A 13,662-nucleotide genomic window follows, 5' to 3' on the forward strand; every position below is an offset into this window, starting at 1 on the left:
TTTGTCCCGGAGGATACGGAATGCTTCGCACTTCTATAAACATGAGCCACATCGTCTACGTGAATATCGCCCTTGCCGCGGCAAAGCTGAAAACAAGCCGCCAGCAGGTCGTCATTATGCTCCTGAAACGCGTTTTACGCGATATTGATCGGTTTCAGGGAGGGTTTACCCTGGTGAAGTATCAGCCCCGTGATCCCTGGAAGAGGTGGCATTGTTTTCCGATTCGCTATAGGAAGAATGAGAATGAGTTTGCTTCGGATTTCCGTAAGTTGAGCCGGTTCTCGGTCTCGTATCTGGTAGCCATTGCGACGAAGCGCTACCTGCACGAGTTGCTGTGCGATTCGGCCGGAAGGTATAATTATGTTCGGTTCCCCCATTATGCCATCGGCCAAAGGAGCACAGGGGGCATTCTGTGCTGGGAATTCTACTGGGGAGACACCGAAAACCTCCCGAAAAGGGCCTCACCCACGAAAATACTCCGCCGCACCGCTTCACATTAAGCATCTTTCGTCCGCATGCACACCAAATCAGAGGTGAGGTATGCCCATTTACGCCCATCTTCCCGGAGAGGTGGATTCGATGGATTTTTTCCGTGACGCGCACGAATGGATCACGCCCGTCGCGCTTGCAGGCGGCGGGATTCTGGTTGGCTTCGTTTCGGAAAAGGTGGTCCTGGGAGTGCTGCGAAAGGTCGCGTGGCGCACGAACTGGGGATGGGACGCGGTCGTCATAGGCGCGCTCAGACACATGACGATACTCTGGTTCGCGCTCGCGGGGATTTACGGCGCGATCCTGTCCGTGCCCGTAGGAGAGCGGATCGCGCACGCGCTGTCGGCCGCCATTCTCACCGTAGTGATCTTTACGGTGACCCTCTGCGCGGCGCGCATCGCCGTGGGTTTCGTGGACCTCTACTCGAGCCGGCGCGAGGGGGCGCTTCCCCAGACGACCATCATCGCGAACATCGTGCGCACGGTTGTCATGCTGATCGGACTCCTCGTTATTTTACAGAGCCTGGGAATTTCGATCACCCCGATTCTCACCGCGTTGGGCGTGGGAGGACTCGCCGTCGCGCTCGCCCTGCAGGACACCCTCTCTAACCTGTTCGCGGGCCTGCAGATCCTCGCCTCCGGGCAGTTCAGCCGGGGAGACTACGTGCTGCTGGAAAACGGCGCGAAGGGGCACGTCACGGACATCACCTGGCGCAATACCAGCATCCGGACCCTTGAAGGCAACATGGTGATAGTCCCCAACGCGAAGCTCGCATCGGCGATCATCACGAACTATCACCTCCCTTCGAAGGAGCTCGTCTTCGCCGTGAAGGCGGGCGTCGCCTACGGGAGCGCGCTGGAGACCGCGGAACGCGTCGCGATCGAGGTCGCACGCGCGGTGCAGGGCTCGGTCGAGGGCGCAGACCCCGGCTTCGAGCCGTACGTGCGCTTCACCGGGTTCGGGGAATCGAGCGTAGACTTCAAGGTGTTCCTGTGCGCGCGCGAATTCCCGGCGCAGTACCTGTTGACACACGAGTTCATCAAGCGCCTCCACACCAGGTTCGCGCGCGAGGGCATCGAGATCCCGTTCCCGGTGAGGGCGGTTCACATGAAGTAGGGGCATCGTTCTCTGGGTACGGTCGTATCGGCCCCCCCGGCCGTTTCCGATCTAATCACCCCCGGGGAACGGACGTGTAAGAATGGGAGAGAGGGAGATTTGACGAGATAAGGGGGGTTCCGCCGCAAAGACGTGTTAGAAACCTGGTTTCTGGTGCTTTTTCGCATTGAACAATACCGGGTATAAATGTAAATTTTATTTAGACTAGGACCGCGCGCGCTATACTTTGATCGTACGCCAATCCCGAAGACGGGGGCAGCAGCGATGAAACACGTGCTCATGTATTCAGACGAGATTTCAAGGGTCGAGTACGATCCCCACCACCCCTTCAAGCCCGGCCGCGGGAAATACCTGATGGACCTTCTCAACCGCTACTCACTCCTGGGCGAGGCCGACCAGGAGGTCGTCACGCCGCAGCCGCTTGACGAGGAGCTCCTGTCACTTTTCCATACGCGTTATTACATCGACGTCCTGAGGCGGGCCGATGCGGGGCAATTCAGCGTCGAGATGCTGGAAGCGGGACTGGGCACAGGGGACAACCCCGTGTTCCCCGGCATGATGCGCTACTCCCTCGTCACCGCGGGCGGCACCTACCAGGCGGCCATGAAGCTTCTCGCGGGGGAGGCCTCGTTCGCCTTCAATCCCATCGGGGGCTTCCACCACGGCGGCAAGGACCACGCGGGCGGATTCTGTTACGTAAACGACATCGCCATCGCGGCGCAGGCGCTCGTCCGGCAGGGGAAGCGCATCGCCTACGTCGATATCGACGTCCACCACGGGAACGGCGTCGAGAGCGCCTTCTACCGCTCGAATAAAGTGCTCACGATTTCCATGCACGAGTCGGGTGCCACGCTCTTCCCCTGGAGCGGGTTCGAAAACGAGACGGGCGAGGGCGAGGGCCGCGGCTTCAACGTGAACGTTCCCCTCCTCAAGGGCACCGACGACGAGGTGTACGTGTATGCGTTCGAGGAGATAGTCCCCCCGCTCGTGGCGGCCTTCAAGCCGGATTTCCTGTTCGCGCAGGTAGGAGGAGACACGCACCGCGACGACCCGCTGGCCCACCTGTGCCTCACCTCGAACGGCTACCGGAGGGTGATCCGCGACATCAAGGCCATGAGCCCCCGGATACTCGCGACCGGCGGGGGCGGCTACAACGCCTACAAGACCGCGGCGCTGTGGACCCTCGCGTGGGCGGAATTCTGCGGTCTCACGCCGCACGATCACTTCGCGGGCGTGGTCGGCGGGATGATGTACGGTCCCGAGTCACACGCGGGAAACCTGTACGACGATCCCTTCGTCGCAACCGGATCCGCAAAGGATGAGTGCTTCGCGCACGCGCGGCATATCGTGTCATACTTAAAGGAGAACGTGTTCCCGATCCACGGTATCTGACGGCCCTGGGCGATTTAAGTCGCGCGGGGGCCGATACGCGAATATCAGTTGCAAATATTCCGCCCTCCCTGTATGGTCTCCCCTTAAGGCGATATTCGACGGCGCTGCGCCAGCACCCCCACCACAAAGACATAAACGGCAGGGCCCGCACACGAATACGAATGGGTGATATATGATGAGAAACGGCATCAAGGTCGAGGAAAAGGGCAAACTGTATTTCCAGAACATCGCGGAGACGATCTCCTCGGTGTTCCGGTCTCTCCTCACCACCGAGGCGCGCCCGAAAAAGATCTTCGCGCGGAGGCTCGCGAGCCTGCCGAACGACATAATAATCAAGATAGATTACAGCGCCGACCTCACCGGCTACTTCGCCTATTTCATCTCGCTCAAGACCGCGTTCGCCGTGTGCTCCAAGCTCGTTCCCGGCATTTCGCAGGATTTCTTCGACGGCGAGCATCTCGACATACTGGGCGAGGTCGGGAACATGATCGCGGGGAACACGATCGGCAGGCTCCAGAACATCTCGGCCGAGATTTCCCTCTCACCGCCGGAGCTCGCCGGCTTCCACGAGATACTCGCCACCGAGCGCCTGCACGATTTCTATTCCTCCAACTTCGAGATCGAGGAGGGCACCATGGGCGTGCTGCTCGCGATCGCGAAATCAAAATGACCGATACCGCGAAAGCGCTCGCACGCCGCATTCGACAGCACGTGACCGGCCGGGAGCACCGGCTCTTCGCGGTCGTGCACCCCGGCTTCGAGGAGACCGCCGCCGCCGAGCTTCGCGAGCTGGGCGTCGCCTCGACGCTCGACCTCACGGAGGGCGGCGTCGAATTCGAAGGGAAACTGGAAGACGTCTACCGCGTCAATTACGCCGCGTACACGCCCACGCGCCTCCTCATGCGCCTGACCGTGTTCCGGGCGGAAGAGTTTACGCGTCTGCGGGCCAAGGCGCTCGAGTTTCCCTGGGAGCTTCACCTTGCCGGCGGCGCGCCGCTCTCGTTTTCGATCACCTGCCGCCATTCCCGGCTCTACCACACGGGGCGCATAGAGCAGGAGATCCGCGCGGCCGTATCGCAGCGGTTTTCCGCAGCCGGATTGCCGGTTCCGCAGCCCGGCGACGCGGAATCCCCGGAGGGGGCGCAGGTCTTCGTGCGCTTCCAGGACGATATCTGCACCCTGAGCATCGATTCGACCGGGGAGCCCCTCTACCGGCGCGGCTACCGGACACACGTGGTGGACGCACCCCTGCGCGAGACGCTCGCCGCGTGCATCCTGCGTGCCGCGCGCCTGGAAACGGTGCGTACGCTTATCGACCCCATGTGCGGCTCTGGCACCTTTTCGCTCGAGGCTGCCTTGATGAGCGCGGGGCGCCCCGCGGGGGAGACGCGGACCTTCGCCTTCGAGTCCTGGCCCGCGTTCCGCCCCGCGGCGTTCGGCTACCTGAAAAAGAATTTCCGCTCCCCGGGGCCCGCGCACGGGTCGCTTCGCATCGTGTGCGGCGACACGGACGAGCGCGCGCTTCTGGCGACCACTGCTAACGCACAGACCGCGGGAGTGTCGTCTTCGGTGAGCCCCGTGAAAATGGATTTCTTCGACTATGTGTCCGATATCGCCCCCGACGCAACGACGCTCCTGGTCTTGAACCCGCCGTACGGCGGTCGCATGGGAAGCCGCGCCGGAACGGTCCTCTTCTATAAAATGATCGGCGAAAAGGTGAAGGCGGACTACGCGGCGGCGCGCTTCGCGATCGTCGCGCCGGGACAGGAATGCGAGAGGGCGCTCGATCTCCCGTATTCGCGGAAAATTCTCTTCATGAACGGCGGAATAAAGGTTGCGCTCCTCGTGAAAGACGCGCCCTTCGACTCCGCTCAGGGTGCGGGGGGCGCTCGCTCGTTGGACGGAGCCGAAACGAGCGAAGCCAATACGTCCGCTCGTTGAGCGAAGTCGAAACGAGCGGAGTCGAAACGAGCAATCTACCACAGGGGGTACGCCCAATGGCCCTACAGCACGAAATTCCATCCAGAAACGACACCGCACAGGAACACCGGTGGAACCTCGCCCCGCTCTTCGCCGACGACGCGGCATGGGAGATTCTTTTCGGGAAGGTCGAGGCGGGCATTCCCCGTTATGCGGAATTTAAAGACCGGCTCGCCTTGTCGGCGGAGGCGTTTTTCGGCGTGATCGCGCTCGACCTCGCGCTCTCGCGCGACATGGAAAAGCTCTACACCTACGCGCACCTGAAAAGCGACGAGGACAAGACGAACCAGGCGTACCTGGGGCTGTACGGGCGGGCCATGAACCTGTACACGCGCCTTTCCGAGGCCGCGAGCTTCATCGTTCCCGAGATGCACGATATTCCCGCGGACACGATGAGCGCCTTTCTGGCGGACGGGCGCGCGAAGGGTTACGAATTCTACCTCCACAAGATTCTGCGCACGAAGCCGCACACCCTCTCGCGCGAGGTCGAGGAGGTCCTCGCCATGGGCGGGGAGATCGCCGCGGCCCCGCAGCAGTTTTTCGGCCAGCTCGACAATGCCGACCTGAAATTCGGCACCGTCGTCGATCCCGCGGGCGCCGCCGTCGAGCTTAGCCACGGGAACTTCATCTCCTTTCTCATGAACCCGGACGCGGCGGTCAGGAAAAACGCCTTCTTCACCTATTACGAGGCCTACGACGCGCACCGGCACAGCATCGCCACAGCGCTTGCCCACTCGGTGAAAAAGGACGTCTTCTACGCACGCGTGCGAAAATACGCCTCATGCAGGGCCGGCTCCCTCTTCCAGGACGCGGTCGAGGAATCCGTGTACGACAACCTTGTCGCATCCGTGCGCGCGAACCTCGCGCCCCTGGCCGAGTACCTTGGCTTCCGGAAGCGCGCCCTGGGCCTCGCCGAGCTCCACTTCTACGACACCTACGTCCCCATCGTCCCGGACCTCCCCTTCTCGATGAGCTTCGAAGAGGCGGTGGAGACCTGCGTCGATGCGCTCGCCCCGCTCGGTGAGGAATACACGGGCGTGCTGCGCGCGGGGCTCCTGGGCGGATGGGTGGACCGGTACGAAAACCGCGGGAAGCGGAGCGGGGCATATTCCTCCGGCTGCTACGACTCGCCGCCCTATATTCTCATGAACTACCGTGACGACACCATCAACAGCCTCTATACGCTGATACACGAGGCCGGCCATTCAATGCATTCGTACTTCTCGCGCAAGGCGCAGCCCTACCACTATGGCGACTACACCATCTTCGTCGCCGAGGTCGCCTCGACCTTCAACGAGGTGCTCCTTTCCAACCACCTCATGAAAAAGTACGCCGATAACCCGCGCATGCGCGCCTACATCCTTAACCGCGAGATCGACGACATCCGGGGGACGCTCATCCGCCAGACCATGTTCGCCGAATTCGAAAAAACCGCGCACGCCCTCGCCGAGACGCACGATCCCCTCACGCTCGAGACGATCCGCAAAATATACCGCGATCTCCTGGACGCCTATTTCTGCGGGGCGATGACGGTGGACCAGGTTTTGGAGCTCGAGTGCCTCAGGATACCGCATTTCTATTCGCCGTTCTACGTGTACAAGTACGCGACGGGTATCTCGGCGGCGATCGCGCTCGCGGGGGCGGTCGCGAAAGGCGATTCGGCGGCCAGGGAGCGGTACCTGCGTTTCCTCACGTTAGGCGGAAGCATGTTTCCCATAGACGAGCTTCGTGAAGCAGGGGTGGACATGGCGAGCCCCGTACCGGTGAAGGCCGCGCTCGCGCACTTCGGTTCGCTCGTGCGAGAGTTTGTATCGGTACACGGGACGTTATAGAAACCAACCGCGAATTAGCGCAAATGAACGCTAATTAATTTGAAAAGACCAAAGTACGCCTTCGGAGAAGCGCGCTATTTAAAAAGGATGTCGTGCTGCCTGCGGCGCCTGCGCGGGTCCTTCTCGGAAAAAAGCGTTTCGCCGGTGAAGGGGTCCTTCCCCGTATAATACATCACCGATGACAGGGTGAGCGGGAGCGGGATGAACGCCTGCACCTGCTCCGGGATGAAGTGAAAGATTTTCTGGACCTCGTTCTTCATCGTGCTCATGTCCGCGTCGGTGCAGCCGGGATGGCATGACATGAGGTAGGGCACCACGTAGAGCTTCTTCCCCGCGGCCTTCGCCGCGTTGAAAAATTCGCGCATGAAATCCTCAAGGTCGACCAGCGGCGCCTTGCGCATCGCGCGGAGTACCCGCGCGCTCGTGTGCTCCGGCGCGATCTTGAGCTGCCCGCTCACATGGCGCGCGAGGAGCGCGCGCAGGCAGGACGGGTCGTCCCGCATGAGGAGATCGTAGCGTATCCCGGAGCCCACCGTGACCTGCTTCACGCCGGGCACCTTTTCGACCGAGGCGAGCAGCTTCATCCATTCCTTCGAGTTGGGGCGCAGATTCGGGCACAGGTCGGGCCAGGCGCAGCTTTCCCGGGCGCACTTCCAGTCCGCGGCACACCCGGTCCCGTACATGTTCGCCGAGGGCCCGCCCACGTCGCTGATATGTCCCGTGAAATAATCCATGGCGGCGATCAGCCGCGCCTCCGCCAGCACCGATTCCACGCTCCGCCGCACGATTCTTCGCCCCTGGTGCAGCGAGAGCGAGCAGAACGCGCACCCGGACACGCACCCGCGATGCGCGGTGATTGAATGCTTGATCATCTCGAAGGCCGGGATTTTTCCCGCGTACGACGGGTGGGGTTTGCGCGTGAAAGGCAGCGCGTACACGGCGTCGAGCGCCTCGCGGGTCGTTTCCGCCTGCGGGTACTGCACGATAAACCGCTTTCCGGAGGGCATCGCGAGGACCCGGTGTTGGTTTCTCGAATAGCTCCGGTAGAATTCAAGGTACGCGTCCGGCCGCGCGCACGCGTCCTCCTCCGGGGGAAGCAGGAGCGCGCCGGGCGGCGCTTCGCGCGCGACCTCCACGGTCCCGGGAATGCCGGAAAGGGAATTCCCCTCCCTGATCCTCTTGGCGGCTTCCCGTACCTGGCCCTCGCCCATGCCGTACACGAGCAGGTGTGCGCGCGCGTCGAGGATAATGGAGCGGCGCACGCGGTCGCTCCAGAAGTCGTAGTGGGCGAAGCGCCGCATGGACGCCTCGATCCCGCCTATTACAATGGGGACGTCCTTGTACACCGCGCGTATCATATTGCAGTAGACGATCACGGCGCGCTCGGGCTTGCCGCTCTCGATGCCCGCGGGGGTGTAAGGATCGTCGTTGCGCACCTTTTTAAACGCGGTATGGCGCGCGATCATCGAATCCACGTTCCCGGAGCTCACCCCGAAGAAGAGCCGCGGCCGCCCGAACGTCGCGATCACCGCGGGCTCGCGCCAGCGGGGCATGGCAAGCACCGCGACGCGCAGCCCGTCGCGCTCGAGCACCCGGGCGATCACCGCGGTCCCGAACGACGGGTGGTCGACGTAGGCGTCCCCCGTGACGAGCACGACGTCCACGTAGTCCCAGCGCAGCGCGTCGAGGTCGTCGCGCGTGACGGGGAAGAAATCGAGCGCCTTCCCGCTCATGAGGCGGTCCTCCGCGATAGTATCCTGGATTCAACCATTAGTGTCTTCCCTGTGCATGCATAACTATGTATTCTAAAGGGGCAGGGGGCCGATATAACCCGCATCCCGAACACGGCGGGACCCGTGCAGCGCCCACGCCGGTCCTGTCAGGGGACCCATATATAACAATATACACCGTTCCGCGTTGCCAGGTCCGATACGCCCCTGCCGGATACCGGGCCGGAAGCCCCCTGGGCGATCCGATCCTTCATTATCGTATATAATTATATATGTTCTGGGAAGGCCCCATTTCACCCTATGCTTCAATCACAGCCACTCCTTTTGCGCTCTCAGGCCCTTCATCCTGGAAATCCCCGATTCTATATATAACTAAATATCCCTTTTCGGGCCGCGGTGATCCGATAAACCGTGCCGCCAGCCTTCGAATCGGCTCCCCGCGGCCGCACCCCTGATCCGCGTATCGAGTATAGCAGGAAGCCTGCGGTTTATCTTATTTAATTGATACGCGCGCGGAACAGGTGACGGGGCTCAGGTAGCGGCCTGGAATAGTCCCGAATCCCGGAGACCGTCCTCCCGGCCTGGAAGAGCATCGGCCCCCGGATTTTTTACCCCTCGTCCGAACCCTCCACAGCCCGCAGGGAACGGACTCTCAGGCCAGGTAGGCGTCGAGCAGGGTGTCGATATAGCGCGCCAGGGTCCCCGGATCCCGGAGATCGGCGCCCCAGAATTTTTTAAACAGGTCCGGCATGATCGCGGAGAAAAACCCGGTGTAAAACATCTGGACGACCAGGGCGCGTCCCTCTGCCTCGCCCTTCACCCTGAGCGCGGGCCTTATGAGCGGGAAGAGCTCGTCCAGGAGGGGATTGATGCGCTTGACGAACGCGCCGCGGTAATCGTTGGCGGTGAACGCGTCATAGAGATGCGCCCTGGTCATGTTGGGATACAGGATCGCGCCGCCTATGAGGTAGGTGAAAATGTTTTTCAGCATTTCACGCGGATTCCCTGTCATCATCTCGCGGATGTCCATGAGCATGTGCTCCAGGGTCTGCTTCATGAGCGCGTCCAGGAGGTTTTCCTTGCTGCCGAAGTAATAATTAACCGCCGCGACGTTGACGCCCGCCTCCTTCGCGATCGCGCGTACGGTGAGGCCTCGCAGCCCGGATTTTTCGATGCAGCTGATCGCGGAGATGATTATCTTCTGGCGTATCGGCTCGTCCCGTTTATGCATTGGCGCCCTATGGTTAAAACATTCGTTTAAAACATACGATAATCATAGACGCAGGCGCGTGCCGTTCGTCAAGCGCATTTCAACAAATCACGCGAATATCGCATCGAGCGATTCGGCGACAGCCCGCGCGGTCTTTTCGAGCTGGGGCGTCCCGTGCGCGGTGGAAAGGAAGCCCACCTCGTACCCTGAGGGCGAGAGGTACACCCCCCTGTCGAGCATCGCGCGGTGGAAGCGCGCGAAGAGGCCCATGTCGCAGGACTTCACGTCCGCAAGGGACAGGACCGATTCGCTCGCGGTGAAATAGAACGCGAATATCGATCCAAGCTGGAGGAAGAGCACCCTCCCCGCGTACTTCGCGATGACGGGACGCAGGAGCGCGCGGAACTCCTCCGTCTTCCGCCCGAGCACCGCATACCCGTCGGTCCTCGCAAGCTTCCCGAGCGTGGCGATCCCCGCGCTCATCGCGAGCGGGTTGCCGGAGAGCGTCCCCGCCTGGTACACGGGACCGTCCGGCGCCACCTTCGCCATGATCTCGCGCGACGCGCCGTAGGCCCCCACCGGGAGACCGCCGCCAATGATCTTCCCCAGCGTAGTGATATCGGCCCTCACGCCGAAGTATTCCTGCGCGCCGCCGGGTGCGAGCCTGAACCCGGTGATCACCTCGTCGAAAATGAGGAGCACCCCGTAGCTGTCGCACAGGGCGCGCACGGAGGCCAGGTATCCTTCGCTCTTGAAGCAATCGTTCTTGCCGGGTTCCGGTGAATCGACGCACGCGGTGCTGTAATAATAGGTGAAATTTTCAAACGGGGGGATAAGCCCGTAGTTGCACGGGACCGGTTCCACGATGAACGCGGCTATCCGCCCCCGCTCCTTTTTGAACGCGTCCTCCAGGCGGTCGAGATCGTTGAAGGGGACCACGATCGTGTCGCGCGCGTTATCGGCGGTGACCCCCGCGGAGTCCGGGGTCCCGAACGTGGCGAGCCCCGATCCCCCGGCGACGAGCATGTGGTCCGCGTGACCGTGGTAGCAGCCGTCGCACTTCATGATCTTGTTCTTCCCGGTATACCCGCGCGCTAACCTTATCGCACTCATCACCGCCTCGGTGCCGGAGCTCACGAAGCGGACCTTCTCGATCGAGGGGAAGCGCGCGGTCACCATCTCCGCGAGCTCGACCTCGTAGCGGTTGGGCGTCCCGAAACTCGTACCATTCTGGGCCGCCGTCACGACCGCCCCGATCACGTCGGGGTCGGCGTGCCCCAGGATGAGCGGGCCCCAGGACATGCAGTAGTCGACAAACTCGTTCCCGTCCTCGTCGGTGAGGACGGGGCCCGCGCCCTTTTTCATGAAGAGCGGGTTTCCCCCCACGGACTTGAAGGCGCGCACGGGCGAGCTCACGCCCCCCGGCATGAGGGCCTGCGCCCTTGCAAATAGTTCGATCGATTTTTCGATTTTCATGGTGTCACACAATTCATAATGAGTCTAAGGTCAAACAGGGTCTATACTGGCAACGCCTTTCATGGGAGATGAGGGGATTTATGAGGTGAAAGAGATGGAGGCGTGGTGGTTCTTCCCCAACCAAAAATCCTCATACACGAAAACATGAGTTCTTTCTCAACTTCCCCAATGACTTGGCAAAGGTCCCTGGTCCAAGCATGTACCCCCCTCCGGCGCATGTCAAGGGAGATACAAGGTTTGCCCGGACAGGAAATAAGGGCAGGATTGTATTTTTTTCAATTAATCAAAAGAGAGAAGGGCGGGCCCCTCTCTCTTCACGAACATGCAACCCTGCCGCCGGGCAATCCAGCCCAGCGGCCAGATTTATCTGATCATCAATCCGATTCGAAGATCCTCTCGGTTCCGCCCGGCGTCGTGACAAAAAGCTGCAAGGCGAGCTCGTAGCGCGGCCCCTGGAAAAATTCAACGCGTATGGCGTGCTTTCCCTTCGTGAGCTTAATGGTACCGGTCAGTTCGGAAGGCGGATGCACCCCGTCATTATCCACGACGAGCGTTTCGTCGATATACACGCGCGACCCGTCGTCCGAGAGCACCCTGAAGGAGAAATCCCCTTCCGCGGCGGCCGTGAACGATCCCGTGTACCTGATCGCGAACCACTCGGTCCGGTCGCTTATTCCGGGGAATCCGGTATCAAAACTTCTCGGTTCAACGTTGAGGGTCTTCGTGTAGATGGTGCCGTTCGGCTTCAGCACGCTGAAATCCGGAAGGCTGCCGCTGTCTTCGGGAATAAAAAATACTTCCCCCTTCATGGCCCCCGGGATCATCTTCGTGCCCCCGAACACCGCCTCGGTCTTCTTTACCTCGACTGGCATCGCCTTCTCTGCCTTGGCGCTTTTCTTTCCGCCCGGCCAGGGTATGGTTTCCATCTCCCCCGCCTGCGCGATCAGCGCGCACGCGAACACGCCCAGGACAAGGAACAGTGCAAATTTTAATTTCATTGATAACCTCGCTTTTTCGCTTCAATTACCATGAACGCATTGAGCAGTCAATCTCTAAATCCAGACGGTCCAGCGCCAGGTACAACCGTATCCATCACCTGTCCTTCCCGGAAAAAGAGGATAAAGTTCCAGGGAACCGGTCTGGACCTCACCCCCTTCCCCTGTGTAAAGCCTCCTCCTGGAGACTTCCTGCCTTTCCACCTGAAATAGGCAACCAACCCCATTTTTACGTACGTCGTCCGGCATGGAATTGTTTTATGGTGCTCATAGTGAGTTTCCCTGTAAATTTGATCTAGCGTTTGACTCGTTATCTTGAATACGTTTGCGGACAGGGATTCTTAAAATTTTTTGAATTTTACTCACGTTTTAAAATTACCGAAGCTGTTCAAGGCGGTTTCCAGGGACCATTATGTGAGCATATACTAATTTGTGTTGTATAGTGTTTTTGGAGCTGGTTTTCCCGCCGCCGGGAAGATGAAAGCGACTACGGAGCGACGGTGGTGCGAGTTTGGTGCGACGGATGTGGTAGGAGGGTTTTTGGACGAATTGTAAATTTTGTTGTATTTTTGGGCTTGATGAATCCACCCGGCCCATTGTGAAAAGACAAACTCATTGTAATAACCAAGATTTATACACCATCTAGCATTATGCTTGGTAAAAAAAGCTTGCATAAATAATTAAAATCATTTTCACTTGATTCGCGAATCGAAGATTTGCGAGTTTCACATAGTATCGTTCACCCTACTACAATGCGAATCTACCGGCACATATTCCTGAGCCTGGTCCTGGCGAGCGCCGTGCTCCCCGCGGCGGGTTTTGCCTCGACGGTGGAGTGCAAAGCCTCCTGGGAGCGGACCGCCGACGAGACGGTATGGACCGACGCCGTGCGTTCCGGTTTAATGACGTCCGGGGCCGATACATCCTCACTTCGGTATAACGCCTGGTGCGGGGCGGAATCGCTTCAAAGGGCTGTTTCGATGCGCACGTCCCTTGGAGATGAATTGAAGGCGCTTACTACCGGGGATGGCTTCGCGGCGGGGGCCGTGGAATTGTTCGAAGTGCTTACCGCTCGCGGGATAGTTCCCCTCACCCACGAAGAATCGAGCCTGATCGCCCGCGCGAAGACCCTTCCCCATGCGCCGTTCCTTCCCAAAGCCGCGATGAGCGCCGATGCGCCCGTGAACACGCTTAGCGCGTTGGCGGAGGGAGTCGTCGCGATGCGCACCATGACGGGAGGGGGTCACGGGATACGCGCACGCGCGCCCGGCGCGGAGGGATATCGGACACAAAGGAAAGACTCCGTAACGATGGATTTTTCACTGCGGACCGGGAAGCATAGCCTCTACCGCATGGTGCTCTACCAGTACGAGGACTCACCGGCTGACGCACCGACATTTAGTTTCCCCCCGCGCTTTGTCTCGTCCTTACCAGAAAACCGC

At 60.5% G+C, this 13,662-nt stretch carries 11 protein-coding genes; 7 read left to right on the forward strand and 4 right to left on the reverse strand.

Annotation, left to right across the window (positions count from 1 at the left end):
• Positions 1 to 20 precede the first annotated feature (20 nt).
• From EPN93_05560 to pepF, 6 genes are all read left to right on the forward strand, one after another.
• Entirely contained in the window at positions 21 to 500 is a 480-nt protein-coding gene (locus EPN93_05560) for a hypothetical protein (GenBank protein TAL37623.1), read from the forward strand.
• 79 nt (positions 501 to 579) lie between these two features.
• Positions 580 to 1,605, forward strand: coding sequence for a mechanosensitive ion channel family protein (locus EPN93_05565; GenBank protein ID TAL37633.1), 1,026 nt, complete (start codon positions 580 to 582; stop codon positions 1,603 to 1,605).
• Between the two features lie 264 nt (positions 1,606 to 1,869).
• The gene (locus EPN93_05570; GenBank protein TAL37624.1) at positions 1,870 to 2,997 is read left to right on the forward strand and encodes an acetoin utilization protein AcuC; all 1,128 of its coding nucleotides are present in this window, start codon (positions 1,870 to 1,872) and stop codon (positions 2,995 to 2,997) included.
• 172 nt (positions 2,998 to 3,169) lie between these two features.
• Positions 3,170 to 3,667: a hypothetical protein gene (locus tag EPN93_05575; GenBank protein TAL37625.1), complete on the forward strand. Its 498-nt coding sequence runs from the start codon at positions 3,170 to 3,172 to the stop codon at positions 3,665 to 3,667.
• Entirely contained in the window at positions 3,664 to 4,938 is a 1,275-nt protein-coding gene (locus EPN93_05580) for a hypothetical protein (protein TAL37626.1), read from the forward strand. Before EPN93_05575 ends, EPN93_05580 begins: the two co-directional genes overlap by 4 nt.
• A gap of 56 nt (positions 4,939 to 4,994) precedes the next feature.
• The gene (pepF, locus tag EPN93_05585) at positions 4,995 to 6,809 is read left to right on the forward strand and encodes an oligoendopeptidase F (protein ID TAL37627.1); all 1,815 of its coding nucleotides are present in this window, start codon (positions 4,995 to 4,997) and stop codon (positions 6,807 to 6,809) included.
• A gap of 74 nt (positions 6,810 to 6,883) precedes the next feature.
• On the opposite strand, the gene EPN93_05590 is transcribed toward pepF, so the two are convergent.
• The 4 genes from EPN93_05590 to EPN93_05605 all read right to left on the reverse strand — a co-directional run bounded on the left by EPN93_05590 (position 6,884) and on the right by EPN93_05605 (position 12,223).
• Positions 6,884 to 8,542 (reverse strand): YgiQ family radical SAM protein, encoded by a 1,659-nt coding sequence (locus EPN93_05590; protein TAL37628.1) that lies wholly within the window; start codon positions 8,540 to 8,542, stop codon positions 6,884 to 6,886.
• A 649-nt stretch (positions 8,543 to 9,191) separates the two neighbouring features.
• Positions 9,192 to 9,770 carry a TetR/AcrR family transcriptional regulator gene (locus EPN93_05595; protein TAL37629.1) on the reverse strand — a complete coding sequence of 193 codons (579 nt, stop codon included), beginning with the start codon at positions 9,768 to 9,770 and terminating at the stop codon, positions 9,192 to 9,194.
• A gap of 87 nt (positions 9,771 to 9,857) precedes the next feature.
• Positions 9,858 to 11,225, reverse strand: coding sequence for a glutamate-1-semialdehyde 2,1-aminomutase (locus EPN93_05600; protein ID TAL37630.1), 1,368 nt, complete (start codon positions 11,223 to 11,225; stop codon positions 9,858 to 9,860).
• A gap of 374 nt (positions 11,226 to 11,599) precedes the next feature.
• Complete coding sequence (locus tag EPN93_05605; GenBank protein TAL37631.1) at positions 11,600 to 12,223, reverse strand: beta-glucosidase; 624 nt, start codon at positions 12,221 to 12,223, stop codon at positions 11,600 to 11,602.
• A gap of 749 nt (positions 12,224 to 12,972) precedes the next feature.
• On the opposite strand from EPN93_05605, the gene EPN93_05610 reads away from it, so the two are divergent.
• The coding region (locus EPN93_05610) for a hypothetical protein (protein ID TAL37632.1) at positions 12,973 to 13,662 on the forward strand (690 nt) is incomplete at its 3' end.

The sequence above is a fragment of the Spirochaetota bacterium genome (assembly GCA_004297825.1).
Taxonomy (GTDB): Bacteria; Spirochaetota; UBA4802; order UBA4802; family UBA5368; genus FW300-bin19.